21 protein-coding genes and 1 tRNA gene are annotated in these 25547 nt (G+C 61.3%); 12 read left to right on the forward strand and 10 right to left on the reverse strand.

The window, feature by feature from the left end:
- Window positions 1–159 precede the first annotated feature (159 nt).
- Complete coding sequence (ftsY, locus tag DDF78_RS03215; protein WP_152580356.1) at window positions 160–1458, reverse strand: signal recognition particle-docking protein FtsY; 1299 nt, start codon at window positions 1456–1458, stop codon at window positions 160–162.
- A gap of 256 nt (window positions 1459–1714) precedes the next feature.
- Here ftsY and DDF78_RS03220 point away from each other — a divergent pair, with 256 nt between their 5' ends.
- From DDF78_RS03220 to DDF78_RS03255, 8 genes are all read left to right on the forward strand, one after another.
- On the forward strand, window positions 1715–2599 hold the full coding sequence (locus DDF78_RS03220; RefSeq protein WP_273192305.1) for a TetR/AcrR family transcriptional regulator: 885 nt from the start codon (window positions 1715–1717) through the stop codon (window positions 2597–2599).
- A gap of 144 nt (window positions 2600–2743) precedes the next feature.
- A complete protein-coding gene (locus DDF78_RS03225) occupies window positions 2744–3481 on the forward strand; it encodes an HAD family hydrolase (protein WP_152580358.1) in 738 nt (245 codons plus the stop codon).
- The gene (locus DDF78_RS03230) at window positions 3469–4362 is read left to right on the forward strand and encodes a MurR/RpiR family transcriptional regulator (protein WP_152580359.1); all 894 of its coding nucleotides are present in this window, start codon (window positions 3469–3471) and stop codon (window positions 4360–4362) included. The genes DDF78_RS03225 and DDF78_RS03230 overlap by 13 nt, the downstream gene beginning before the upstream one ends.
- Window positions 4363–4508: 146 nt before the next feature.
- Window positions 4509–5453, forward strand: a complete 945-nt coding sequence (locus DDF78_RS03235; RefSeq protein WP_202613186.1) for a phosphate/phosphite/phosphonate ABC transporter substrate-binding protein — start codon at window positions 4509–4511, stop codon at window positions 5451–5453.
- A 142-nt stretch (window positions 5454–5595) separates the two neighbouring features.
- Window positions 5596–6417, forward strand: a complete 822-nt coding sequence (phnC, locus tag DDF78_RS03240) for a phosphonate ABC transporter ATP-binding protein (RefSeq protein ID WP_152580360.1) — start codon at window positions 5596–5598, stop codon at window positions 6415–6417.
- Window positions 6414–7229: a phosphonate ABC transporter, permease protein PhnE gene (gene phnE / locus DDF78_RS03245; RefSeq protein WP_152580361.1), complete on the forward strand. Its 816-nt coding sequence runs from the start codon at window positions 6414–6416 to the stop codon at window positions 7227–7229. The genes phnC and phnE (DDF78_RS03245) overlap by 4 nt, the downstream gene beginning before the upstream one ends.
- Window positions 7226–8062 (forward strand): phosphonate ABC transporter, permease protein PhnE, encoded by an 837-nt coding sequence (phnE, locus tag DDF78_RS03250; protein ID WP_152580362.1) that lies wholly within the window; start codon window positions 7226–7228, stop codon window positions 8060–8062. The genes phnE (DDF78_RS03245) and phnE (DDF78_RS03250) overlap by 4 nt, the downstream gene beginning before the upstream one ends.
- A 39-nt stretch (window positions 8063–8101) precedes the next feature.
- Window positions 8102–9481 carry a metallophosphoesterase gene (locus tag DDF78_RS03255; RefSeq protein WP_152580363.1) on the forward strand — a complete coding sequence of 460 codons (1380 nt, stop codon included), beginning with the start codon at window positions 8102–8104 and terminating at the stop codon, window positions 9479–9481.
- A gap of 174 nt (window positions 9482–9655) precedes the next feature.
- Here DDF78_RS03255 and DDF78_RS03260 read toward each other — a convergent pair whose 3' ends face one another.
- The 3 genes from DDF78_RS03260 to DDF78_RS03270 form a co-directional block, all read right to left on the reverse strand.
- On the reverse strand, window positions 9656–11176 hold the full coding sequence (locus tag DDF78_RS03260) for a C69 family dipeptidase (protein WP_152580364.1): 1521 nt from the start codon (window positions 11174–11176) through the stop codon (window positions 9656–9658).
- Between the two features lie 104 nt (window positions 11177–11280).
- Window positions 11281–12735: a DUF2252 domain-containing protein gene (locus DDF78_RS03265; RefSeq protein WP_152580365.1), complete on the reverse strand. Its 1455-nt coding sequence runs from the start codon at window positions 12733–12735 to the stop codon at window positions 11281–11283.
- 211 nt (window positions 12736–12946) lie between these two features.
- Window positions 12947–13022, reverse strand: a tRNA-Arg gene (locus DDF78_RS03270).
- A 103-nt stretch (window positions 13023–13125) separates the two neighbouring features.
- On the opposite strand from DDF78_RS03270, the gene DDF78_RS03275 reads away from it, so the two are divergent.
- The gene (locus tag DDF78_RS03275; RefSeq protein WP_152580492.1) at window positions 13126–13752 is read left to right on the forward strand and encodes a CYTH domain-containing protein; all 627 of its coding nucleotides are present in this window, start codon (window positions 13126–13128) and stop codon (window positions 13750–13752) included.
- A 441-nt stretch (window positions 13753–14193) separates the two neighbouring features.
- Here DDF78_RS03275 and DDF78_RS03280 read toward each other — a convergent pair whose 3' ends face one another.
- The 3 genes from DDF78_RS03280 to DDF78_RS03290 form a co-directional block, all read right to left on the reverse strand.
- Complete coding sequence (locus tag DDF78_RS03280) at window positions 14194–15174, reverse strand: tetratricopeptide repeat protein (protein WP_152580493.1); 981 nt, start codon at window positions 15172–15174, stop codon at window positions 14194–14196.
- Window positions 15175–15360: 186 nt separating this feature from the next.
- Window positions 15361–16362, reverse strand: a complete 1002-nt coding sequence (locus DDF78_RS03285) for a DUF8094 domain-containing protein (protein ID WP_152580366.1) — start codon at window positions 16360–16362, stop codon at window positions 15361–15363.
- Window positions 16359–17711 carry a hypothetical protein gene (locus DDF78_RS03290; protein ID WP_237564526.1) on the reverse strand — a complete coding sequence of 451 codons (1353 nt, stop codon included), beginning with the start codon at window positions 17709–17711 and terminating at the stop codon, window positions 16359–16361. Before DDF78_RS03290 ends, DDF78_RS03285 begins: the two co-directional genes overlap by 4 nt.
- A 79-nt stretch (window positions 17712–17790) precedes the next feature.
- On the opposite strand from DDF78_RS03290, the gene DDF78_RS03295 reads away from it, so the two are divergent.
- A complete protein-coding gene (locus DDF78_RS03295; protein ID WP_237564527.1) occupies window positions 17791–18759 on the forward strand; it encodes an FKBP-type peptidyl-prolyl cis-trans isomerase in 969 nt (322 codons plus the stop codon).
- 19 nt (window positions 18760–18778) lie between these two features.
- Here DDF78_RS03295 and nucS read toward each other — a convergent pair whose 3' ends face one another.
- Window positions 18779–19483, reverse strand: coding sequence for an endonuclease NucS (gene nucS / locus DDF78_RS03300; protein ID WP_152580367.1), 705 nt, complete (start codon window positions 19481–19483; stop codon window positions 18779–18781).
- Window positions 19484–19884: 401 nt separating this feature from the next.
- On the opposite strand from nucS, the gene DDF78_RS03305 reads away from it, so the two are divergent.
- Together DDF78_RS03305 and DDF78_RS03310 are read left to right on the forward strand one after the other, a co-directional pair.
- Window positions 19885–20820, forward strand: a complete 936-nt coding sequence (locus DDF78_RS03305; protein WP_152580368.1) for an ABC transporter ATP-binding protein — start codon at window positions 19885–19887, stop codon at window positions 20818–20820.
- A complete protein-coding gene (locus tag DDF78_RS03310) occupies window positions 20817–23627 on the forward strand; it encodes an ABC transporter permease (protein WP_152580369.1) in 2811 nt (936 codons plus the stop codon). Before DDF78_RS03305 ends, DDF78_RS03310 begins: the two co-directional genes overlap by 4 nt.
- A 139-nt stretch (window positions 23628–23766) precedes the next feature.
- On the opposite strand, the gene DDF78_RS03315 is transcribed toward DDF78_RS03310, so the two are convergent.
- On the reverse strand, window positions 23767–24057 hold the full coding sequence (locus DDF78_RS03315) for a F0F1 ATP synthase subunit epsilon (protein ID WP_162000673.1): 291 nt from the start codon (window positions 24055–24057) through the stop codon (window positions 23767–23769).
- Window positions 24057–25541: a F0F1 ATP synthase subunit beta gene (gene atpD, locus DDF78_RS03320; protein ID WP_152580371.1), complete on the reverse strand. Its 1485-nt coding sequence runs from the start codon at window positions 25539–25541 to the stop codon at window positions 24057–24059. Before atpD ends, DDF78_RS03315 begins: the two co-directional genes overlap by 1 nt.
- Between the last annotated feature and the right edge of the window lie 6 nt (window positions 25542–25547).

Consider the following 25547-nt stretch of genomic DNA (forward strand, 5'->3'; position numbering starts at 1 on the left):
CCGCGCTTCGCGGCGAGGCTGAACTGGGCTGGACTGGCTGGGCTGAGTTGAGCTGGTTTGTGCGAGACGGGTTTGGCTGATCGAGCTTGGCTGAGTCGGCTGGATTTGGCAGTCGGGCTTAGTCAGCATATAACCAAACAAACCAGTCAGTCAGCCTGCTCAGGCCAGAATGCCGTCGACGAAGGCCGCCGCATCGAAGGGAGCGAGATCGTCCGGGCCCTCGCCCAGACCAACAAGCTTGACCGGCACGCCGAGCTCCTTCTGCACGGCGATGACGATGCCGCCCTTGGCCGAGCCGTCGAGCTTGGAGAGCACCACGCCGGTGATGCCGATCGCCTCGGCAAAGACCTTGGCCTGCGCCATGCCGTTCTGACCGGTGGTGGCGTCGAGCACGAGCAGCACCTCGTCGACAGGCAGGACCTTTTCCGCGACGCGGCGGATCTTGCCCAGCTCGTTCATGAGATTCGCCTTGTTCTGCAGGCGGCCGGCCGTGTCGATGATGAGCACGTCGGCGTTGGCGTCCTTGGCCTGCTGCGCCGCATCGAAGGCGACCGAGGCCGGATCGGCCCCGTCCTTGTCGGAGCGCACGACGCTCACGCCGACCTTGGCGCCCCAGGTCTCAAGCTGATCGGCGGCGGCCGCGCGGAAGGTGTCAGCCGCGCCCATGACCACCTTCTTGTCTTCGGCGACGAAGAGCCGTGCAAGCTTGCCTGCAGTGGTGGTCTTACCGGTGCCGTTGACGCCGACCATGATGATGACACTGGGCTGGCGAGATTCGTGCTGAGCGGCATCGGGATTGGCTGTGTCCGAGCTGGCTGCATCGGAGGTGGCGTTCTTATCAGCGTTCAGCCGCCGATCCGTGTCCGTGCCCACCAAGTCGAGCAGCTTGGAGCGCAGCGCATCGCGCACCTGCGCGGGGTCGCTGGCACCGGTGACGCGGGCATCGTTGCGCAGCTCCTCGACCAGCTGCGCGCTGGCGTCGGCACCTACATCGGCGAGTAGCAGCGTGTCCTCGACATCCTCCCAATCCGTCTCGGAGAGATGGTCCTTGGCCAGAATGTTGAACAGCGCACGACCAAAGGGATTCGAGCTTTTCGCAAGCTTCGCTTTGAGCCGAACAATGCGCGAACCGGCGGATTCCGGCGTTTCCACGGGCCGCTCGGCGGGCGTGGAACTTGCTGATTCTGCTGTGGGGTTGACTGCGGACTCTGTTGTTGCTTGCTGGGGCGCCGATGCGGCAGACTGGGCAGTCTGCTGCTTCGAAGCCTCGGAAGAGGACTGGGCGGTGGCAGGCGCAGCGGCTTCGGGCTGCTGCGCTGAACGTGTACGCGATGGGGAATCGTCGTGCGCGCCCGTTGCACGGCGCTTGTGCGAACGGTCGACGAGCACGGCGGCGACCACAGCCGCAATCACCAAGGCCACGAGTACGACGATGCCGATAATCATTGTGGTATCCATACCAATAGCCTATGGTTTTCAACGGACAGGCCACCGTCACCCAGGTAATCAAGCAACCCAAAGCCCATCGATGCTAGGCAACATCGCCTTATGACCGCTAACTTGACCCTAACGGTAAAATGTCACGTTATATGCCTCTCAGACGTAGCATTTCCTACGTTAAGGTCAAGTTAGCGGTCATAAGACGATGCAAATGCCTGGTACCGCCAATCTTCGCCGGGTGTGGGAGACTGGAGACATGGCCAATGCTTCCAGAATGACGTCGTACCAGCGCCGCGAACAGCTGCTGACGATCGGGCGATCCCTGTTCGCCGCAAAGGGCTTCGAGGCGGTGAGCGTCGAGGAGATCGCGGCGAGCGCCAAAGTGAGCAAGCCCATCGTCTATGAGCACTTCGGCGGCAAGGAGGGGCTGTACGCAGTGGTGGTGGATCGCGAGATGCGCGCCCTGAATGACGCCCTCACCAAGGCGCTGGCCGACCCGCAGCAGCATCCGCGCCAGCTCGTGGAGCGCACGGCGCTGGCCCTGCTGACGTATATCGAGGAGAATACCGAGGGGTTCCAGGTGCTGGTGCGCGATTCGCCGAGCACTGATCCGGCCGGGTCATTCAACTCGCTGCTGGGCGATGTGAGCATGCGCGTCGAGGAGATTCTCGACGAATCGTTCAAGAACCAGCATCTGCCTGCCAAAGGCGTGCCCTACTACGCGCAGATGCTCGTAGGCATGACCGTGTTCACCGGGCAATACTGGGCCGACCAACGCAAGATAGGCAAGGAGCAGCTCGCTGCGCACATCGTGAATCTGGCGTGGTACGGCCTCTCCCGGCTTGAGGCAAAGCCCGAGTTGCGCTTCGAGGGCGACAAGGCCAAAAAGGCACTGCAGCGGCGCAAGGCGAGGGAAGCCAAGGAAACAGCCCGCCATGCCAAAGAGCCGCACAGCGATGCCATGCCCGACGCTGCTCCCGAGCACGGCGACGAGACCGATTCGAATTCCGCCCCTGCGACCAGTGCCGCAATCAGCGCGACACCCACCCAATCCGGCCACAATGCTGCGTTTGGCTCCGATTCCACGTTCGACTCTGGCCCTGGCTCTCCATCTGACCGCGAACCGGAGTACCCAATGAACGAAAAAAGAACCCGCTGAAGGCCAATACTATGGCTCATGAGATATGAGCACCACATAACTAATCTACGTCATTCATTTCGTTTGTGTTAATAATGGAATAACACTCTTTGAATTTTTTTCAAAAACCATTATACAAACTTTTTTATACGCTTTAATGAAGCTATGCCGTTATCTGCACCATGCAGCGCACGCAGCCAATCGAGCGTTACAGGAACCGTGGTCTTTGACTTTGACGGCACACTCTGTCTCGGCGACGGACCGGTCCGGTCCTATGCGCGACACGCTTACGCCAACCTTGCGCCGAAACCTCGCTACGAAGCCGAAAAGGTGCTTGATGATTACTTGGATGACTCGTTACCTGCACAAACGCTTAACACATACGGATGGCAAGACGGATATGACGTCGTGGCGTATTTCTGCCGTGACCATATGGCTCCAAGTCAGCTGCAGAATGCTTATTTGGCGAGCCGAACCGATCTCGCTCGGGGTTTTACGACATCTCACATACCTTCTGGCATGAAAGATTTTCTGCGCAAACTCGGCGCTCTTGGATGCAGGCGAATACTGCTGTCGAACTCGCCAATTATTGGTCTGCGCGAGACGCTCGAACGCTTCGCGCTCACCGATGACTTCGATGCCATAGTCCCCGATGCCAGCAAACCCAGCCAATGGCCATCGCATCTGCAAGCCTTCACCAAGCAATCCGCAAGCGAGCATCTGCTCAGCATAGGCGACTACTGGTCCAATGACATCGCACCGGTGCTCGCCGCAGGATACGAGGCTGCATACATCCATGGCTGTAAGTCGCCCGGCACACACCCTCGCGCCACCTATCAGGCACCAGAATTGCCGGATATGTATGACGACATCATCAAAGGATGTGTCTCATGGCAACGTTGAACGAACAGGCGCGCAGAGCAACGCCTGGCACCCGGCTCAGCAATGATTCGGTAATCATTCGTCTGCAATCCGCACGTAATGCCTTGGATCCAGCAGAAAGAAAAGTAGCTGATTTTCTGCTTAGCAACACAGCTCAGGTTATCAACCTGCCAATTGCAGCAGTCGCGGAGCGTTCCGGCGTTTCAGCTGGCACGGTTGTGAGAACCTGCTCCGATCTGGGGTACAGCGGATACCGCGAACTACGCATGCTGCTAGCCCGTGACGATGCTATCGTCCGTTTGCGCCAACGTCAGGCTCCGCCAACGTCCATCCAAGAAACAGATGGCGAAGGCATGCAGATCATCGCAAGGGTGCGAGCCACCGTCGCCTCACTGCAATCCATCACTGACTCTCTTGACGCCCAAGCTCTCGACCGCGCGCTGGAACTCATCCGCCATGCCCGGCATATTCTCATACTCGCGTCAGGTCTGTCAATCGGCATTGGCAACACGCTGCAGTCACGTCTCGCCCGCGAGAAGATACTGGCCACATTCATCGTTGATCCCATGGCGCAAGACATTTCCGCCGCATCGCTGGGCAAGGATGATCTGGTCATCGCCATCTCCGGATCAGGAGAAAATGCCCACACCATCAGTACCACACGCACAGCTCATAGCGCGGGCGTGAACACCTTGGCCATCACAATTTTCTCGAACTCGACACTCGCCCACGAAGCCGACGTCACCGTCGCGGCATGTGTCTCCGGCATGGATTTCAGCAGCGAACTCATCGAGACCTCGCGTCTTCCTCTGGACATCATGGTTGAGGCCGTGATGGAGCAACTGCGCGGAGGCGACGACTCCGAGCTCATCACCATGATTTCCCAGCATCTTGAACACTGAACACGAGGAGGCTCAACGAATTTAATTCACCACCGTCAATCGTCGTCCATGGCGATCTATCACACACCTCAATCCAGCACCAACGATCCAATCGCACCCTTCCGGCGCAAAGCCGGTAATTCCATGCACACGAAAGAAGAAAGCACATGTCATTCAGCACTATGAAGACGCTGGCCAAGACCGCTACGGCAGCTACGGTCGGTGCGGCTTTATGCCTGTCTCTGGCGGCTTGCGGCAACAAGGCATCATCAGCCAAGAGCTCCGACACCCAAACGCTCGAATTACAGTTCGTACCCACCAACAACGACGGCTCGATGCAGGCCAAGGCCAAACCCTTCGGTGACTATCTCAGCAAGAAGCTCGACCGGAAGGTCCATGTTACGCTGGCGACCGATTACACGACCATTGTGGAGGCGATGAAGTCCGGAAAAGTTGATATCGGCATCATGCCGCCTGCAGCCTATGTGCAAGCTCGGCAGGCTAAGGCCGCCAAGGCAATCCTCACCTCCGAACTGGGCGCTTATGACCGCACGACCGGTAAGCCGATTGAGGGCAAGCTTCGTGACTCGTTCAAGGGCGAAGTACTCGTGCGCGCCGACAGCTCGATTCATTCGCTCACAGATCTCAAAGGAAAGAAAATTGCCACGCTCAGCCCAGCTTCAGCAAGCGGCTACATCTACCCTGTAGCTGAGATGAAGAAGGCGGGCGTGGACCCGACCACCGCATCGACACTGACGACAGTCAACGACATCCCTAGCGCAATGACGGCAGTGCTCGAAGGCCAGCAAGACGCATGCTTCGTATTCGAAGGCGCCCGCAACGTATTCGCCTCGAAATTCAGCGACAAGGACCTCTTCAAAGATCTTCGGGTGCTGTATCTCACCAAAGGCGACATCCCCAACGATGCCATCGCGGTGAATCCTTCGATGGACGCATCACTGCAGGATAAGGTCAAGCAGGCCTTCCTCGGCATGCCCAAAGACAAGGAAGGCGCCGAAGCCATGGCCATGTGGGGACACAAAGGCTATGTTCCGGCAAACGAGAAGAATTACGACACCATAGAGCAGTACCTCAAACTCGCCGCCGACTAAGGGAAGTTGCCGGCGCGCAGCATGCCGCGCGCCGGCAACTTCCCTTTACGCTACACACTCCTCATACTTCATGTTCCTGTCCGGCACAACCGGGCAGGAACGCTACTATTCACGATATTTCGAGGCCTAGGGAGGCCATCACATGATCGTTTTGAACAAAGTCACCAAGCGATATGACAACGGCACGCTGGGCCTCGACGGCGTCAGTCTGACCGTAGGCGAAGGAGAGTTCGTCGCCATCGTGGGCCCTAGCGGCGCAGGGAAAAGCACGCTGCTGCGTTCCATCAATCGGCTGAACGACATCACATCCGGCGACATTCTCATCGATGGCACTTCGATCACGAAAGCCAGGAGAAGAGAGGTTCGCGCGATGCGCTGTTCCATCGGCATGATCTTTCAACAATTCAATCTGGTCGGCAACGCCACCGTGCAGAAGAACGTGATATCCGGACGATTGGGCCGATACTCTACGCTGCAAACGCTGCTGGGACTCTTCCCCAGAGCCGATTACGAACTCGTCGATCAGGCATTGGCGACGGTAGGACTTTCCGATAAGCTCCAGGAGCGCAGCGATCGTCTCAGCGGCGGCCAGCAGCAGCGCGTGGCCATCGCCCGCACGAGAGTCCAAGAGGCCAGAATACTGTTGGCCGACGAGCCGGTCGCCTCTCTGGATCCAGTCACCTCGCAGACGATTCTTGACGACCTGCGCGGCATTAACCGTGATGCGGGCACCACTGTGCTGCTCAGCATCCATTCGGTCGATTTCGCGAAGCAATACGCTTCACGCATCATCGGCATGCGCGCCGGACGCATTGTGTTCGATGGGGCGCCGCAGGAGCTTACCGATGACATGTTCCGCAGAATCTACACTGCAGACGGTGCATCTGGCGCTGCCGTCAGCGCAGCCGCTGAGGCGAGAGCAGAGAGCATCGCTGATGACAAAGCCGAAAGCAGGCAGCAATGAGTGGCTCGCCAATACAGCGTTCCGCGCCTCGCCGAGCGCTATCGCAGACAGTTCACCGTCATCTGTGGAGAAATCTGGCAACTTTTGCGCTTATCGTCGTCTGCGTGCTCGGAGCATCCTCAGTCACCGGGACGAGCCTGATCGACGCCTTTGAGAACGCCGATCAGGCTGCTGACTTCTTCTCTAACCTCCTGCACCCCGATTGGCCATATTTCGCCAAGCTCTGGATACCGCTGCTGCAGACTATACGCATGTCGGTCGTAGGCACAGTTCTGGGGCTGGTCTTCGCCATCCCCTTCGCCTTCCTATGCACGCGGATAGTGACCTCAAACCGCGCGCTCACCGCGGCCTCGCGCATCATCATGGACATCGTGCGTACAATTCCCAATCTGCTGCTGGCCGCCCTGATCGTCGCCTTCGTCGGCATCGGGCAGGTAAGCGGCATCCTCACTATCGCCATATTCACATTCGGTGTGGTGGGCCAGCTCGTGTATCAGACCATCGACACCGTAGACCCGGGCCCGCTCGAAGCCGCGCACTCAGTCGGCGCAAATCGCACGCAAACGGCCGTATGGGCCGTTGCCCCGCAAGTGCGCGACGACATCGCGAGCTACGCGCTGTATGCCTTTGAAATCAATATCCGCGCATCGGTCGTCTTGGGCTATGTGGGTGCTGGCGGTCTGGGAGTCTTGCTCAACTCGTCACTGAGCCTGCAACGCTACGATCGAGTGTCATTGGTAATCCTCACCGTGCTGGTGCTCGTCGTCGCTGTCGACTGGCTTAGCGGAAGCATTCGAAGGAGACTGCGATGAACAATGAAATACAACATACGAGCACTTTGTCTGGCCCCTCTTCCCGAAGGTCTAAAAACGCGGTAGGAGTTTGGGGTCAGCGCATCTCGATTGCGTTGGTAGCTCTTATCGTGGTGGCATGCTTCGCAACAGTCGACTACGGGGACAAGGCCCCGATGTCATGGCCGACGCTCACCCATACCTTCTCTCAGCTCCTGCGCCCCGACTGGGGTTATGTCTATGACGGCAGCGGCGAGGATCTTGTCTCCCTCATGCTGCAGACGATATGTATCGCCTTCCTGAGCATGATTATCGCGACGGTCTTGGCTTTCCCGTGGTCCTTTATCAGTGCCTCGACGCTATGGCCGCACATGCCGGCGATACCCGTTGCAGCAAAGTTTGTCACCGATATACTGCGCGCTTTCCCCGAACTAGTGTATGCAATCGTCTTCGTCAAAGTGGTCGGGCCGGGACCAGCCGCAGGCGTGCTGGCCCTAGGTGTCCACCAAATCGGCATGCTGGGCAAACTGTACGCCGAGTCGATCGAATCGATGGACACCGGCCCGGCTGAAGCCATGGAATCGGTCGGCGCCAACTTCTGGAAGACCACGCTGTTCGGACGCATCCCGCTACTTGCTCCGATTTTCGCCTCACTCTCGCTCAATCATTTCGAGATAGCAGTGCGCAGCGCAGCCACATTAGGATTGGTTGGCGCCGGAGGTATCGGCGCGCCTCTGATCTTCGCCATTCAGAGCCGCCAATGGAATCGAGTGAGCATACTGCTTCTTGGCATCATCGTAGTGGTTGCCGCCATCGATGCCGGAACAGGCTGGCTGCGTAAAAAGCTGCTGTAATTCACTGTCAATTGCGAAGACCGTTAGCAAGGAATGCTCATGACGACAATCACCATTTTGGGAACCAGCGATATACACGGCTTCCTGCCAACTTCGCTCGGCCTTGAGCCGACTGACATCTCAGCAGCTTCGCATGGTTCGGCCGGGATTCTGTCCGGAGCAGCGATCCGTCATGCACACGGCAGCGAGCATACGCTGCTGATCGACGCTGGCGACTACTACTTCGGCAGTCCCTATGCCACTTTTGCGCACTGCGTGAGGGCGAACGATACACAAACAACACAGCCAGCGCAAACCGATGGCGGATCTGCCTTCCTCTCGCCACTCACCAAATCCGCACTCATCTGCGGCTACGATGCCATGGCTCCGGGCAACCACGATTTCGACCACGGCGTCGGCGTGCTGCGGGCGCAACAGCCGTTTCTCGGCGAGAAACTCGTCTGCTGCAATGTCTTCGATCTTTCCGGCACCCGCATCTTCCCCGCATATCGCATCCTCGAGCTCGCCGACGTCTCCGTTGCTGTCATCGGCGCAGTGACCGGCGCACTTCCCCAGCTAACTGCGTTCGCGAACACCGCTGACATCATCGTGGACGACGCCGTGCAATGCATCGCGGATGCCGTGCACGAGGTACGCAAACAGGTTGATCTGGTGATACTCGCCTACCATGGCGGCATCGAGCGCGACATGGCCGACGGCCGCCCCACTCAATATGACACCGGCGAGGATCAGGCGTATCGCATCCTTGACTCCATCCAAGGCATCGACGGCATGATCTGCGGGCACCAGCACCGTACGGCGTATGGCGAAAGCCATGGCGCACTGTACGTGCAGCCTGGGTATCAAGGTGAATTCGTGGGCGCGATGCGTTTCGAGCTTGAAGCCGATCATTCAATCCGCTCTCAGTCCGCTTCACTGTTCGATACGACAGCGCTCGATCCCGAGCATGCGCTGGATGTTCAATCAAACTTGGCGCTGCGCGAAGCGTTCAATCTTCCCCGATATCGCAGATGGCTCGAAGGACCCATCGATGTCAGCCATTTCGCACAATATGTCACCGACAAAACCGGAATTCGCTCGTATCGCTACACTTGGCGGGATGGCTGCTGTAAGCCGTTCGAAACGGCCCGCAGCACATCCCCGCGAATCTCTGTCGAAACCTTCAAACGCAGCTTCCCCTCCCCATATGCGCTTTCGGTATTCCGCCTGACCGAGGAGGAATACCAAGCGCTTGCGGAACGAGACATCATCGCGTGGAGCGGTTCGCAACACCCCAGGCCTGAGACGCTGGGCGGCTACCGCGTAATCACCAACGATCCGCAGGCCTTCCCCGCGTACCGGTTGGAACGTTGCAGCGTCGACAATGTGTTCGATGAATACATCGCACAAGTCGCCGACTCCACGCGATACGCTGCGTGAATTATGCATTGCGTGAGTCCGAGATGCGTGATTCGCGCAATGCATAATTCGCACGGCCTGCGCGACGCAAGCAGCGTATCAGATCTCGAAATCCACGTTTTCAGCAGGATCCATCTGCCGATGCCGTGCCCGAGTCCAAGTCCGAGTCTGAATCCGGCCGCAGCCGGTCTCTCTTCACCTATCAGACAACGAGAAAGAGTTGTTCATCAGGTTGCTTGAGGTGAACAGGACCTGGGCCAGCAGCGCGTTCGTCCGCTGGCGCAGGTGGCTGGCCATGGTCTCGTTGGCCTGTTCGAGCATATCGGGGATGCTGTCGATGCCTTCCTTCTTGGCTGCCGTATCGGTATCGGCTACAAGCCTGTGCCCATAAGCCAATATATCCTCGCGGAAATGCTCGAGATCGGCGCTGTTGCTGAGGAAATGCGGGTCAGCGACGGCTGCGATGATGCGGTTCGTCCAGTACAGCGCGTCGGTCGTCACTTCACCGCTTGTGCAGGCCAGATACTCCGGCGTCGCGCGCACGTTGGTGTAGAACGGCGCGACCGAAGTGAAGGGGTTCGAGCCGAACGCCAGCCACATCACCGCGCGGTTCGCTGCGGACTCGTAGGGTCGCAGCTGCAGCACGGCGAGATGTCCGTTGCGATTGATGCCGATCGGGCGGTAGCGGTGGCGCGACTCCTCGGTTCCCTGCGTGCCATACACGTCATAGGGCGTGTCTTCGTAATGCGAGCTCATGATGAAATCGATGTCCTCGATCGTCACCTTGTTCTCCGGCACACGGCACCACGGGATGTCCTCCGAGATCGGCGTGAGCGGCGCGGCGGGCGAATCCCAGTCCTCGCTGGGGTTGAGGATGCGCTGCATGTACCAGGCGCGCGGCGTGTTGTAGATATGGTCCTTCGGCGTGGCGGTGCCGAACAGCTTGCGCGGATTCAAGTGCCTGACGTGCTCGGGGCTCTCGTCCATACTGCGGTCGAGGTGATTGGCCGCGATGAACTCGCACATATCCGCGCTGCACATATGGTTCTTCTGCTCGCCCAATGCGTCGTCCAGATCGAAGTCGTCGATGCCGAGCTGATTGGGAATCGTGGCGTAGCAGTCGTCGGGCACGCGCTTCGCGATCCAGTGGTGGCCGCCGATTGTCTCGACATACCACACCTCGTCCACGTCGCTGATGCCAACGCCGTTGACCTCGTAAGTGCCATACTGCTCAAGCAGCGCGCCGAGCCGCTGCACCGTCTCGCGCGCCGAATGCACATACGGCAGCACGAGCGTGATGAAATCCTCCTCGCCGATGCCGCCGGGCTGCTCAGGCACGTAATCGGTCGACTGCGGGTCATCGCCGCCCTGCGCCGGCTTGAGCGCCACCATCGGGTCCGCGCCAAGCACACGCTCGTTGACGGCCAGAGTCTCGGTCGCGGTCATGGCCACATTGCGCTCGCTGATGCCGGCCTCGGCGAGAATGCCGCGATTGGGCAGCGCGTTGGGCGCGATCGAGTAGCGGCAGGGATTATCAGGCAGCTCGATGCTCACGTGGCTCAGCGTGCTGCGGTAATGACGCGGCTGATCCTCGGGATTCACCGCCACGAAGCGCTTGGGATCGAATTTGCCGTGGCCGGTGTCATCGTCGCGTGCGATGATCGTCGACCCGTCGTAGGTTGCTGATTTGCCGATGAGAATAGTTGTGCAAGGCATGGGCACTACTCTATGAGAGCCTCGGACGAAACGCTACGGCCGTTTATATGGCATTGCTCACGTCGTAAGCCACCTGTGGCCGAACGCGCCTGAATCCCAGAGTCTTACGCTAATTCCGACGCCTCGACGCGACCATCCGCAATAGCCTGCTTGTATGCCTCGTAGTCTTTGCCCATCTGGTCGGCGTAATCCAAGGACCACGCGCCCACCGCGCGGTCGAAGACATCCGACTTCCCCAGATACCCAGCGATCCAATAGCATGCGGGGCTCTGCGCGTGCGCCCGGGCCAGCAGTATGGCGCAGGTGCGAGCGTAGCGGGCAAGCATCGACCCGCCGATGGTGTCCACGTCGACGCTGCCTTTCATGTCGCGGAACTGGCGCACGTAATAGTCGCGATCTTCGAAGCTGAGCCAGCCCAGGAAATTGTCGGACACGCTCTGCAGCACCTGCTGGCAGGCGACGACGCGGCGGCCTTGGGAATAGGCATCGCTCAGCACGCTTTTCGCGGACATCGTCGGAGATAGCGCGGCGGCCAGATCCCCGCTTTCGCCAGCGGCATCCAGCGTCTTGGCTTTCGGCGCGCGCAAAGTCTGGGCGCGAGTGATGACCGATTCCTGCGCTTCTTTGATCTGCAGCACGAGCGGGAGTCCGTCGGGCCCTTCCAACGCGACCACATAGCAGCGCGTCCCCACGCTGCCCACGCCGACGACGCGCAGCGCGATGTCGACAGGCCTGGTGTTGGCTACCAGCAGGGCGATATCGGGCCTGGCGCTCGACAGATACTGCGTGGTCAGCTCGTTCACGGCATACTGATCCGCGGATCGCAAGTGCTGCAGCACCGGAGGCTCCTCGCGGAACCGACGCCAGCCATCAGGGCCTGTGACCATGAGCTTTTGAACAGCCTGCTCCGAAGTGCGCCGACGCGCCTTCTCCGTGACACGCGTGAGCTCCTGGCGGCTACGCCCATTCAGACTGTCGATGAGCATGTCATCGCGCACGGAAAGATAGTACCGATCGACCATCGGCATCTCCGCGAAGTCCTTCATCGCCCGCCGATACTCGCCCACGGCCTTGGTCGCCACCCGTTCGGCGGCCTTGCGGTCATTATCATGCGCCAGAGAGGCCATGGCAACGCTCGCGGCCATGCGCTTGACATCCCACTCCCATGGCCCCGGCGCCGACTCATCGAAGTCATTGAGATCGAACATGAGATTACGTTCCGGCGAAGCATAGAATCCGAAATTGCCGATATGCGCATCGCCGCAGATGATGACATTCACCCCGGTATCGGCCTGGCCGGCCAAGTCATACGCCATAAGGCCTGCCGTGCCCCGATAGAAGCGGAAGGGGCTGACCCCCATACGGGCGTGGCGCAGCGGCACCAGCGAGGCAAGCCGTGACTCGTCCTGCGCAGTAATCAAATCCACCGGATCGCGGCCGTCAATCGAGCAATCCCGCGCCGCGCTCCTGGGCAGGCTCTTGCGGGCCTGACGCCCTAGTTCTTCCTGCTTTTCGACGGAATGAAGTCCTACCGGAGGCACTGCGATTTGTCTGTACATGCGTTTTAGGGTAGCACTGGCGGCTGTGCGGCCGTGTGCCGATGGCCGGAAAATACTATGGAACGCGCCGCAAGTGCAGCGCGTCACTCTGGTGCTAACACTTCATCGTGCGACAACTCGTAGTTTCGTCACGGAAACAGGGCTGTTTGCGTGACGAAACTACGAGAACTGCCACACAATTCCTGCACGCTGCCAATGAACGACAAACATATGGTGGGCTTAATGGGATTCGGACCCACGACCTTCCGCTCCGGAGGCGGACGCTCTATCCACTGAGCTACAAGCCCTCAGCACCCCACTACTCTACACGCACTCCCGACTTTACGCGCCAGAATGATGTATTTACGGCCATGCTGCCTTTACGACTAGACTGTGCGTATGGGAACTGTGATGGACAACGCGCTGAACGACTTCGAATACGAGCGGCGCTTCTTCTGCCGCGAAATGCCGCCCGAGCTGGACGACGGCGACGCGCCAGCGCTGATTGTGCAAAGCTATTACGTGCATGCCGACAACTATGCGCTGCGCGTGCGGCTGGTCAGCCATGCGGTTCGCGTCGACCTGAACGCGGACACCAATCCGCTCGACCTGCTGGATGCCTACCGCGACAAGTTCACCGAGGCCTATGTCACGGTCAAGGGGCCGTCGGTGGGCGGTACGCGCTACGAGGCGGAGCGCGAGATCGACGCGCATATCGCCGCCGAACTGATCAGTCGCGGAGGCGAGCCGATTATCAAGAACCGCTTCTCCGCATGGATTGGCGAGGACGGATGGAGCATCGACGTGTTCGGCGGTGACAATGCGCCGCTTATCGTGGCGGAAGCGGAACGCAGCGGCCCGGTCACCAATCTCGTCATCCCGAATTTCTGCGTCACGGAAATCACCGATCAGCCGCGATTCTCCAACGATGGACTCGCTGCCCACCCCTTCGGCACATGGCGCGCCGAATTCGAGCAGGAGCTCGCAACGCAGGGCCCGCACTTCGAGCAGTTCTTCGGCAGGAATCGCATGCAGTGACATCGCATACATTGCGTAGTGCCTACGACCCTACGACGGCGCTGCTGCTAATCAGGGCAAACAAGCTCTGCGCAACCGTCACAACTCCCGCATTAACTCGACCTTTATGCGGGGGTTGTGACATATGACAGCGGTTATACGACGCAAATCCCGCACAAGGGTCAGGTTAGTGCGGGAAACGTGACATTTGAGAATAGGCGATGGGCGCAGCACCCAAAAAGATAATGCAGCACAGCCTGGCTCATAACGCCCATCATCGCCCATGAGCGTCGCCTTATGACCGCTAACTCGTGTCTAGCGTACAAAAGGCAACGCACAAGGCCCGATTACCGTTGCATGTTGACCGCTAGGGTCGCGATAGCGGTCATACGGCTACGCGGAACAGGTCATACGGTTACGCGCAACCGCCTCAACACCTACCAGCATCAACGCATCAACGCATCAGTACATCAGGGTCGCAAGGCGGCGACGTGCGCGCGAAAGGCGTGGATCGGCGGACTCGGGGATCGCGAAGTACTCGAGCAGGCGCTGGCGCACCGGTTCGATCTGGTCGCGATGCCCGGACGCAAGGTAATCCAGCAGCCGCCCGAAGGCATCGTCGATCTGCCCGCCGATCATATCGATATCGGCCACGGCAAGCTGCGCGTCAACGTCGTCTGGGGCCGCAGCGGCCTGCGCGCGCACCTGCCGCACATTGCTCTTCGCCGAACGGGCCAGCAGCAGCGCCTTCGAACGCTCGCGCGCGGCCAGCTCGTCATGAGGGTCCGCTTCCACCAGCTTCGCATAGGCGGCGGCAGCGCCTTCGTAGTCGCCATTCTGCGCAAGCAGATGTGCTTGCGCATGCTCGGGCGGAATCTGCGGCACCTGAGATTCAGCCTCGGATGCCTCGCCCGCCGCATCCCCATCATCGGGAATATCGGCGTACGGCGCAGTGCCCGTCACGCCGGACTGCTGGGCCAGCTGCACCAGCTGCGGAATGACCTCGTCGCACACCTGCCGAAGCTCGTCGCCCTGCGGCAAGCCTTGCAGAATCGGCATAGGACGGCCCGAAACCAAGCCGAACAGCGCGGGAGCCCCCTGCACCTGCAGCGCCTGGGCAATCGAAGGATTCGATGCGACGTCGATGCGGGAGAGCTGAATCTGCCCATTCATCGCGTTCACGGTCTCGCCCAGCGTCCGCGCCAGCTCGAACATCCGGCTGTCGGTGGGCGTCCACAGCAGCAGCACGATGGGGAAGGTCGAGGAGGTCTGCACCATCGCCTGGAAGGTATTCTCGCTCGTATCGACGACGTAGCCGCCCGCCTTGGGCGCGCCCCCGGCCTGCCCCGGCTCGGCCTCGGCCTCGGCCTGATGCTTCAACGATTCAAGGTCGACCGCCCCCGCGAGCGACATCCCCGGATTGTACTGCTGTTGACCCGCCATCATGCCTCCAAAGTGTAGCGAATAGGAGCAAACTCAACTCCACACCAATCTAGCGTGCGCCTGCGCCAGCCGCCGGCGCTTGCGTCTGACAGCGCAACCCATGCGCAGGGACCCACGCCGCGTGCCATTGCACGCCACGCACCGCAGTGCGCCAGCCCACGCGCGCACGCCATTGCACACCAAAATCTACAGCGCCTCGACCTTAATCGGCTGGCGTTCGGCTCCGACCGCGGTGATCTTCTGATTCGCCTTGGCCGGCGGCACATAGAGCGCAACCACATTCACATACGTCACCTTGAGCGTGCTGGTGGGCTTCGCAGCGCCGAACAGCGCCTTCTCATCGTCATTCGCCGGCAGGGACTCGCGGCCCTGGCCGGTCTGGCGGGTCCATTCGGAGTCGATGCGCGCGACCACCAGATCGCCGCCGTCGCTGGATCGCATGACGCTGATCTGGTCGGGCGCCGCGTTGAAGATCTGCTGCTGCGTGCCATTGTTGCGCTGCATGCCCTCCTGCACGGTCTGGGTCAGCTGCGTCAAGGACTGCCGGAAGTAATCGTCGGCGAAGTCGCCGGCGTATCTGCTTCCCGAACCGTTCTGCAGCAGGTCGGCATAGCGGTTGACGGCATCCTGCGGCTTGGCGAGCAATCCCGGGTCATCAGCCTGGCCGAGCTGCGCGCCGATATCGGGCACCGCGAACTTCGGCAGCTTGGCCCCTTGGAACAGCCTGGCCATGCCCCACAGCTGGTAGTTGCTCCGGGCGCTGTCCTGCCTGAGCACCAGCAGACGCTTGGATTGCTGATCCTGCGTCGTGGTCGTGATCGTATATACCTCACGCGGCCAGCCTGAATCGGTCGGGATGACCGTCTGGGTCATGTCCTTGGGAATCGTGGCGAACTTATCAAGCCCGCCAGTGGCCTTGGCGACCGTAAGCTGGCTGGTGCGCACGTCAAGCTCAGGACCCGAAAGCCGCTGGGGCAGAAGGTCGACGTTCTTCGCCGCATCCGCGTCATCAATCACCTTGAGAGTCGCAAGCCGTATCTTCTTCTCCTGCGCCGTGCTCATATCCGGAGTCGCGCTCGAGCTTGCGGACGGCTGCACCACCGGCACCTGCCCCTCGCACGCGGCAAGGCTCGTAAGCATTCCCACGGAGAGCACCACGGCAATCAGTTTCATGGAACGCGCCTTCATGACCGCTCTCCTTCCTTGTCGTTCTCGCCATCTTCGCCATCTTCGGCGTCTTTGCCCGATGCGCCTGACTCATGCGATTCATGCGCATGCGTATTGTCAGCATCATCGGCATCGCCGGTATCGTCAGCAGCTGGTTGCACCGGCGTGTCTCCCGGCTGCTCCACAGCGTCTCCTACCTGTTCGGCGACAGCCTCAACATCCTCATCGCCGGAATCCAACTCGATCGAGGTGGCGTCGTCGTTGCCGGCCGCGCCCTGGGGCTGGTCGGGCGCTGCGATCTCCTGCGACAGCCGCGCGAAGTACTCCTGCAGCTCGTCCGGGGTGATGACGGAAGTCGCCTCGCCGGAATCCGCGAAGCCTTCGCCGCCGGCTGAAACGGACGCCTCGGATGCCGCACCCTGCTGATCGGCAACCATATTGCGCGAGGTCGGGTCGATAATCGCCGGCCCCTGCTTCGCCGACTGCGCCGCGCTCTGATCCTGAGCCTTGGTACCCTCCTGGGAGCCCGCCCCGTGGGCAGCGTGCCGACGGCGTTGCCCGCCGCCGGACTTGGGCTTGATGCGCACTGCAGTAGTCAGCCCGCGCAGGCTGCCGGTCAGTGCCTCGCCGATGGCGACCTCTTCGCTGGAGCGCACCGGCTCGCTGGATATCATGCGCTTGCGTCGCTTGCGCGCCGGCATCGCGAAGACCGAGGCCGACAGCACCATCATCACCACCAGCAGCCCGCCCACGAAGTACAGCGGCGTCGCGAAATCAGGAAGCGTCTGCCGGGTCCATTGCATGGAGACCGTGGCCTGAGAGGAATCCTCGCCCAAGTCGACCAGTGCTATCGAGTTGGCGTCCTTTTGCCCGATGTCCAGCGTGACGCTCGCATTGCCGCAGTGCGCGGCGCTCCACATGTCGGAATCCTGGAAGGCGACCTCATTGCCGCCGGAGCTTGGCGTGCCCTGCACCTTAGCCTGCTGCGTGGCCAGCGTCGTCCAATCGTTCAGCCCGCTGATGCGCGTGTAGGCGTTGCCCGCGACCCATCCCGCCACGTCCTTGGCGCTCCCCAGCGCCGCGCAGACGGTTGCGTCGGCGTTCTTGGCGTCGACCTTCAGCCGCGCCTGCGAGTCCACCAGCTGCAGCACGCCGGGGTCGGTCACGAGGTATCGCGTATTGGAAACCGTCGCCTTGGCCGTGATCTGAGAGCTGGGCTTCCAGATCGTGGCGTTCAAATACCCCAGCACGATGCTTGCCACGGCAAGCAGTCCGAGTATGGGCGCGACGACTCCGCGCATGATTATGGCGTGTTTTGAGGGCCGTTTCACGCCCGACGGCTCTTCGCGCTTATTCTGTGCAGATGTCATAACAGTACTATTCTACAGGCCCCGGCATAATAGCGCGCGAAAGCTGAGAAATCAGGGTTGGACGGTAGTGTGGTGTGCCATGCGTATTATTATGAACCGTTCCCTGCTCTCCCGGGCCGCCGTAGTTGTGTGCTCGCTGGGATTGTGCGTCTCGCTCGCCGCCTGCGGCGGATCGAGCGCATCGCAGAAGTCCTCGTCCAGCGCCGCGTCGTCGTCTTCGGCACCGACCGGCATGAAGCCGCTGACCGGCGTCACCGCGAGCGGCGAGCTGGGCAAGGAGCCCAAGGTCTCCTTCCAGACACCGATGACCGTGGAGAACAACACCTATGCCGTGCTGCAGAAGGGCAACGGAGCCACCGTCGAAGACGGCGATCACGTCTGCTCGCAGGGCATCGCGCTCAGTGCCAAGGACGGCTCGCAAATGGCCAATTCCTGGACCAAGAACACACCGGACTGCTCCATGAGCATCAACAAAAGCAGCATGAGCGCCGGGTACTACCAGCTCTTCAAAGGGCAGAAGATCGACGCCACCATCGCCTTCGGCGTCAACGATCAGAGCAGCGGCAGCTCCTATATCATGGCGCTGACGCTCATTTCCAAGTCAAAGCCGCTTGCGCGCGCGCAGGGCACGCCGGCGAAGAACATTCCCGCCGATCTGCCGAAGGTGACGCTGGATGCCAAGGGCAGGCCCTCGCTCAACCTTAACGGCTACAAGCCGGGCAATGCGCTGGTCGCGCAGCCGCTGATCGTCGGCAAGGGGCGCGTCGTCAAGTCGACCGACACCGTCACCGCGCATTACACCGGCTGGACGCTGGATGCCTCCGGCAAGCTCACCCAGTTCGATTCCTCCTGGGATCGCGGCGAGCCGTCCGATTTCTCGCTCGATCAGGTCGTCACCGGCTGGAAGAACGGACTGGCCGGGCAAACCGTCGGCTCGCAGGTGCTGCTGGTCGTGCCGCCGAGCGAAGGCTACGGGGATACGGCGAAGAGCAAGATTCCGGCGAATTCGACCCTGTACTTCGTCGTCGACATCCTCTACGCGGGCTGAGCGAGGCTGACGCGCAGCCTCAGAACAGGCGCAGGCTGCCGTCTTGTGAGCCCTTCATCTCGTCATAATCCAGAATCAGGCAGGCGAAGCCGCGGTCCTCGGCCAGCGTGCGCGCCTGCGGAGTGATGGTCTGCGCGGCGAAGATGCCGTGCACCGGGGCCAGCAGCGGGTCGCGGTTGAGCAGCTTGCAGTAGCGCGTCAGCTGCTCGACGCCGTCGATGCCGCCATGCCGCTTGATCTCGATGGCGACATGATCGCCGTTCGCATCCACCGCCATGATATCCACCGGGCCGATAGCCGTCGGGTATTCGCGCCTCACCAGCTTCGCGCCTTCGCCGATGCGCTCGATCTGCTCGGCCAGGTAGCGCTGCAAATGGTCCTCGACACCGTCCTTGACCAGCCCCGGGTCCGTGCCCAGCTCATAGGCCTCGTCGGAGTAAATATGCTGCAGGTTGATCTCCAGAATGTCGCTCGACTTGTCGGCGCATACGCGCAGCACCCGCTCGGGAATGTCAGTGTCAACATCGTCATCGGCGCCGGAAGGCTCGATCTCCTTGATGCTGCACGGGGCCGCCATCCAGTTGAGCGGCTTGTAGGAGCCGATCTCCGAGAAAATCAGCACGCTGTTGTCCGCCTTGATGAGCAGGACGCGCCTGGCCAGCGGCAGCGAGGCATTCAAACGACCGGAGTATTCGGCCTGGCAGTCAGCAACTATGATTCGCACGGTACCTCACTCTAGCAAGCCCGCTGGGCGTCGATGTGCGAACGGCCTGCGCGTACCCGCGCCGCCCTGCGCAATCGCGAAGCGCCTGAGTACCTCAGCAGGCACAATTTTTTTCAAAGGCAACGTTCACAGGCAACGTTCACAGGCAATTTGCAGCTCCGCTCCGCTAGACTGAGGGTGAGCCATCACAACACGACGGCACCCACGCAAGACATCTCACAATAACGGCACCACTTCGTCACCGCATTGCAGATTGCAGAGGGCAACATTGCTGCAGCGCTGTAACACTGCAGTACCGTAATGCTTAGCGATGCAAGGCTTGAACGCTGTCATACTGCACAGCTGCAACGCAAGAGCTCACACAGGACAGTCGCACAGCACCTCTCACGAGAATGGAAATCATGGCACGGCACTCGGCGCACACACCAACCAGCACGGACACGTCACTCACTGCGAGCTCTGCGAGCACTGCACGCGAGGCGGGCGGCGCGGCCATATCCGACAGCACCAAACGCATCAACGCGACCGGTACGCACAACTCAGTCAGTCACAACGATGACGGCGTTGTGGCCTACGCCGCCAATCTGAGCAAGACCTACGGGACCAAGGATGCCGTCGTCACCGCGCTCGACCATGTGAATGTGGAATTCGGGCGCGGCCAGATGACTGCGATCATGGGCCCTTCGGGATCCGGCAAATCAACGCTGATGCATTGCATGGCGGGCTTGGACACGCCCACATCCGGACAGGTCTTCGTGGAAGGGCTGGAGGTCTCAGCCATGAACCAGCGCCAGCTCACCGATCTGCGCCGCAAGGAGATCGGCTTCATCTTCCAGTCGTTCAATCTGGTGCCGACGCTCACCGCCGAGGAAAACATCCTCCTCCCGCTGCAGATATCACGCAAGCCCATCGACCGCGCCTGGTTCGACCAGATCGTGCGCGTTGTCGGGCTGAAGCAGCGTCTGGGGCACCGGCCCAGCCAGCTCTCCGGTGGCCAGCAGCAGCGCGTGGCGTGCGCCCGCGCCATGATGGCCCGGCCCTCCGTCATCTTCGCCGACGAGCCCACCGGCAACCTCGACTCGCGCTCAAGCCGCGAGGTGCTGAGCTTCCTGCAGGATTCCGTGCGCGAGTACGGCCAGAGCATCGTGATGGTGACCCACGACCCGCGCGCCGCCTCCTACGCGAACCGCGTGCTCGTGCTCGCCGACGGCCAGATCACCCAGGATATGCACGAGCCCTCCTACGAGCAGATTCTTCAAGTATTCGCTTCTGAAGGCGACGACGAACAACCCACCCAGCCCACTACCTCCACCAATCCCAGCGAGGCCTCCCTATGATTCGAATCGGACTGCGTGACGCCAGAAGCCATTTCGGCCGCTTCATCATGTCGATCATCGCCATCGCCCTTGGCGTGGCCTTCGTGGTCGGCTCGTTCTGCTTCCGCGAGATGCTCAACACCCAGGTCTCCACCATGATGGCGACCAACTCCGACCACGATGTGTACGTGCGCGGCGTCGACAAAGCCAAGGACAGCAGCGCCATGTCGATGGGAGGCGGTGGCGCGGGCGAGAACTACAACCAGATCGACAACAGCCTGGCCACCACCATCGCGAAGGTCGAAGGCGTCTCCTCGGCGAGCGCCACCGCCACTATCACCGGCACGGTGCTGGTGGACCACGACGGCAACGCCGTATCGACTATGGGCGCACCCACGATGGCCATCGGCATGAGCAGCAGCGAGCCTTGGCGTTCGGCGCATTTCACTGCCGGCAGCTATCCGAAGGGCGAGAACGAAATCGCGCTGCACCAGTTCGCCGCTGACAAGGCGAAGCTGAAAGTGGGCGACACCACCACCATCGTCTACGAGGATGGCCCGAAGAAAGTCACCGTCTCCGGCATCTTCACCACGCAGACGAGCCAGGCGGGCGCTATCATCATCGGCGTCGACCCGTCGGTGGCCCGGCACTACTATGCCGCGACGGCGCCCGATCCGAACACCTCGGCGCTTATCGGCGTGTATGGCAACGCTTCGACCCCGCTGAGCAACCAGGCCCAGCAGCAGCTGGCCGACAATATCAACAAGGCGCTTCCCGCCGGCTCGCGCGCGCACGCCGTCACCGGCGATGAGGTGCGCAAGGAGGCGACGAAGTCCATTCAGGACGCGATGGGCTTCATTCAGCCGCTTATCCTGATCTTCGCCATCATCGCGCTGTTCGTGGGCTCCTTCATCATCGCGAACACCTTCGCCATGATCGTGCGCGAATCGATGCGCGGCTATGCCCTGCTGCGCTCCGTCGGCGCTTCACCCCGGCAGGTGTTCTCCACCGTCATCATCCAGGCGGTTATCTTAGGAATCGTGGGCTCCGGCATCGGCACCGGGCTGGGCTGGGGCATCATCAAGCTCATCGTCGTCGGGCTCGCGCAGGCCGGCACGCCGCTGAGCGGCCAGAGCAATCCCACCGTAAGCGGCATGGCAATCGGCATGGCTGTCGGGCTGATCGTCTCGCTGCTTGGCGCGGCCATTCCGGCACGTGACGCGGCCTTGGCGCCGCCTATACAGGCGATGAATGAGACGGTCAATCCTGAAAAATCCGTGACGCTGCGCGGCATCATCGGCGCGGTGATGTGCGCACTGGGCCTCGCCTCATGGGCGTTCACGCAGGCGCTCGCTACGGCAGGCGGCAACGGCCCCACGCCGTGGAAGGGCGTCAATGACATCGCCACTGGCTTCCCGCTGGGATTCGGCGCGGCGCTGCTGGTCATCGGCGCCATCGTGCTCGGGCCCGCGCTGGTCAGGCCGGCCGGCTCGGCGCTTGGGTGGCTGCCCTCGCACATTTTCCGCGTGACCGGGCGGCTCGCCACGCGCAATCTCTCGCGCTCCAAGCGACGCATTGCCAACACGGCCGCCGCGCTGTTCGTCGGCGTCGCGATCGTCAGCTGTCTCGGCGTCGTTGCAGCCTCCGCCAAGGCCTCCGTGGCCGATATCATCGATACAGGGCTGAAAGCGGACTTCGCCGTCAGCTCGGCTTCCTATGGCAGGCTGCCGCAGGGCGCGATTGATGCAATCGGCAAAACCAGCGGCGTGAAGTCAACCGTCACGAATCGCATGGTCATGGGTGTCAAATACAACGGCAAGTCCATCGACTCAGCCATAACCACCGCCACGCCCGCCGCAATGTTCTCCGAAGTGTTCGCCGCCACCACCACGGGCGGCAGCGCCGAGCAGGCCATCGCAGCAGGCAAGCTCGTCGTGGCCAAGAACATCGCCAATGACAACAACTGGAAGGTCGGCGACACCATAACCGTCTCGGCCACCAGCACCGTCATCGACGAAGAGGCCACCAAGCAGGCGCAGGCCGGCTACCAGACCCAAGTGCAGGCCGAAGTCCAGCAGCGCATGGCCGCCGGAGACAAGGCGGGCGCGCAGCAGGCCATGAACGAGGCGAAGAACGTCGACCCGGCCACGCTCGTGAAAACCAAATCCGTCACCAAGGAGCAGCCGGTCAAGGTCGGTGCCATCGTCACCAATTCGGCCTATGCCGGCGGCATCTACATGAGCGACACGATGGCGAATGACCTTTCCGACAGCCAGATGCAGATTGCGCGCAACCTCTTCGTCATCGCCAAGCCCGGAGAAGACCTCACCGCGCTCCACGAGCGTCTGCTCAAGGCCGTCAAGCCCTATTACGTGGTCACGGTCATGGACCACGACGAATACAAGTCCACGACGAGCTCGATGGTCAACCAGATTCTGATGATTCTCTACGCGCTGCTCGCGCTGTCGATTATCATCGCAATCTTCGGCATCGTGAACACGCTGGCCCTCAGCGTTTCCGAACGGACCAGGGAGATCGGCCTGCTGCGCGCCATCGGCACCTCGCGCGGGCAGGTTCGCGGCATGCTGGCCATCGAAGCCGTGATTATCTCCGTCTTCGGCACACTGCTGGGGCTCCTGATCGGAACGGGCGCCGGCGCGATGATTCGCTCCGTCTACAAGAGCAGCGGGTTGGAGAAGCTGAGCATACCGTGGAGCCAGCTCGTCATTTTCTTGGTACTCGCCGTGGTGGTCGGCCTCATCGCCAGCGTCTCCCCCGCGAGCCGCGCGCTCAAGAAGCCCGTGCTCGACGCCGTGTCGAGCGAATAGGCACAGTCGAGCGAATAAGGCAAGCAACCCGACCGGCCAGACTCCCCCGGTACTAAGCCCCATCCAAAACAAATGTGGCCCGCAGCACGTTCATTCACGTGCTGCGGGCCACATTGCTATGAAGACGAAGCAAATGCGCTTAGTCGGCTCCGGAGGTTCTGACCACGTCACGACCGCGTTCGACCGCGATCGTCAGCTTGTTCGAGTCGAAGGAGATGAATCCATCGGCGACCTCGAAGGAGTGGCGTTCGCCGCTGGGGTCCACCACGCTCACGGTGCCGCCCTTGATAATCGAAAGCAGCGGCTCGTGATCGGGCAGAATGCCCATCTGGCCCTCAGTGCCAGGGATGGTCACCGAGGTGGCCGTGCCCGACCACACGGGGTGATCGGCCGCGACCATGTTGACCTGCAGGACTTTCTTATCGGCCATCACGCACCGAATTCCTGCTTCATATCGTGCCACTTCTTCTCAAGGTCGTCGATGCCGCCGATGCCGGAGAACGCCTGCTCGGAGACGTCGTCATACACGCCGTCGCAGATGCGGGTGAAGGCTTCGATGGTCTCGTCGGCCGGCACGTAGGAGCCCTCGCGGCCGGTGAACTTCTCGGCCACGTAGAAGTTCTGGCCGAGGAACTGCTCGATCTTGCGCGCGCGGTTCACAATGGTCTTGTCTTCCTCGCTCAGCTCGTCGATGCCGATCAGGGCGATGATGTCCTGCAGCTCCTTGTTGCGCTGCAGAATCGCCTTGACGCGGTTCGCGCAGTCGTAGTGCGACTGGCCCACGTAACGCGGATCGAGGATTCGCGAGGTGGAGCCCAGCGGGTCGACGGCCGGGTAGATGCCCTTCGAGGCGATGTCGCGAGACAGCTCGGTGGTGGCGTCCAAGTGGGCGAAGGTCGTAGCCGGGGCCGGGTCGGTGTAATCGTCGGCGGGCACGTAGATGGCCTGCAGCGAGGTGATCGAGTGGCCACGGGTCGAGGTGATGCGCTCCTGCAGGGAGCCCATCTCGTCGGCCAGATTCGGCTGGTAGCCCACGGCGGAAGGCATACGGCCCAGCAGCGTGGAGACCTCGGAGCCGGCCTGCGTGAAGCGGAAGATGTTGTCGATGAAGAGCAGCACATCCTGATTCTGCACGTCGCGGAAGTACTCGGCCATCGTCAACGCGGTCAGCGGCACGCGCAGACGCGTTCCTGGCGGTTCGTCCATCTGTCCGAAGACCAGCGCGGTCTTCTCAAGGACGCCAGCCTCCTGCATTTCGCCGATCAGATCGTTGCCCTCACGGGTACGCTCGCCGACGCCGGCGAACACGGAGACGCCGCCGTGGTTCTGCGCCACGCGCTGGATCATCTCCTGGATGAGCACGGTCTTGCCCACGCCAGCGCCGCCGAACAGGCCGATCTTGCCGCCCTGCACATACGGGGTGAGCAGGTCGATGACCTTGATGCCCGTCTCGAACATCTGAGTGCGCGATTCGAGCTGATCGAAAGCCGGCGGATTGCGGTGGATAGGCCAGCGCTCCGTGATTTCGGCGACTTCGCCATCCTTCTTGTTGAGGATGTTGCCCGAGACGTCGAACACGTGGCCCTTGGTCACGTCGCCGACCGGCACCTTGATGGGGCCGCCGGTGTCGATGACCTTTGAGCCGCGCACCAAGCCGTCAGTAGGCTTGAGCGCCACCGTACGGACTGTCGAGTCGCCGATCTGCTGCTCCACCTCCAAGGTGATGTGCGTGGCGGTGTTGCCCTCGGTGTGGCCGACACCGCTGATCTCGGCCTTCAGGGCATTGTAGATATCGGGCAGGTGGCCGACCGGGAATTCGACGTCGATGACCGAGCCCGTGACGCGTGTGATGCGCCCCGCACTCGACTCTTGCGCCGTGTCCTCGGGAGCCGCTGTGGTCTGGTTATCAGCCATATGCGT

This window comes from Bifidobacterium tibiigranuli (assembly GCF_009371885.1).
GTDB classification, from domain to species: domain Bacteria; phylum Actinomycetota; class Actinomycetes; order Actinomycetales; family Bifidobacteriaceae; genus Bifidobacterium; species Bifidobacterium tibiigranuli.

Bases quoted from the DNA above. Each gene is read 5' to 3' on its own strand.
- ftsY (WP_152580356.1), bottom strand. From the start codon at position 1,458: ATGGATACCACAATGATTATCGGCATCGTCGTACTCGTGGCCTTGGTG.
- DDF78_RS03220 (WP_273192305.1), top strand. From the start codon at position 1,715: ATGACGTCGTACCAGCGCCGCGAACAGCTGCTGACGATCGGGCGATCC.
- DDF78_RS03225 (WP_152580358.1), top strand. From the start codon at position 2,744: ATGCCGTTATCTGCACCATGCAGCGCACGCAGCCAATCGAGCGTTACA.
- DDF78_RS03230 (WP_152580359.1), top strand. From the start codon at position 3,469: ATGGCAACGTTGAACGAACAGGCGCGCAGAGCAACGCCTGGCACCCGG.
- DDF78_RS03235 (WP_202613186.1), top strand. From the start codon at position 4,509: ATGTCATTCAGCACTATGAAGACGCTGGCCAAGACCGCTACGGCAGCT.
- phnC (WP_152580360.1), top strand. From the start codon at position 5,596: ATGATCGTTTTGAACAAAGTCACCAAGCGATATGACAACGGCACGCTG.
- phnE (WP_152580361.1), top strand. From the start codon at position 6,414: ATGAGTGGCTCGCCAATACAGCGTTCCGCGCCTCGCCGAGCGCTATCG.
- phnE (WP_152580362.1), top strand. From the start codon at position 7,226: ATGAACAATGAAATACAACATACGAGCACTTTGTCTGGCCCCTCTTCC.
- DDF78_RS03255 (WP_152580363.1), top strand. From the start codon at position 8,102: ATGACGACAATCACCATTTTGGGAACCAGCGATATACACGGCTTCCTG.
- DDF78_RS03260 (WP_152580364.1), bottom strand. From the start codon at position 11,176: ATGCCTTGCACAACTATTCTCATCGGCAAATCAGCAACCTACGACGGG.
- DDF78_RS03265 (WP_152580365.1), bottom strand. From the start codon at position 12,735: ATGTACAGACAAATCGCAGTGCCTCCGGTAGGACTTCATTCCGTCGAA.
- DDF78_RS03275 (WP_152580492.1), top strand. From the start codon at position 13,126: ATGGACAACGCGCTGAACGACTTCGAATACGAGCGGCGCTTCTTCTGC.
- DDF78_RS03280 (WP_152580493.1), bottom strand. From the start codon at position 15,174: ATGGCGGGTCAACAGCAGTACAATCCGGGGATGTCGCTCGCGGGGGCG.
- DDF78_RS03285 (WP_152580366.1), bottom strand. From the start codon at position 16,362: ATGAAGGCGCGTTCCATGAAACTGATTGCCGTGGTGCTCTCCGTGGGA.
- DDF78_RS03290 (WP_237564526.1), bottom strand. From the start codon at position 17,711: ATGACATCTGCACAGAATAAGCGCGAAGAGCCGTCGGGCGTGAAACGG.
- DDF78_RS03295 (WP_237564527.1), top strand. From the start codon at position 17,791: ATGCGTATTATTATGAACCGTTCCCTGCTCTCCCGGGCCGCCGTAGTT.
- DDF78_RS03305 (WP_152580368.1), top strand. From the start codon at position 19,885: ATGGCACGGCACTCGGCGCACACACCAACCAGCACGGACACGTCACTC.
- DDF78_RS03310 (WP_152580369.1), top strand. From the start codon at position 20,817: ATGATTCGAATCGGACTGCGTGACGCCAGAAGCCATTTCGGCCGCTTC.
- DDF78_RS03315 (WP_162000673.1), bottom strand. From the start codon at position 24,057: ATGGCCGATAAGAAAGTCCTGCAGGTCAACATGGTCGCGGCCGATCAC.
- atpD (WP_152580371.1), bottom strand. From the start codon at position 25,541: ATGGCTGATAACCAGACCACAGCGGCTCCCGAGGACACGGCGCAAGAG.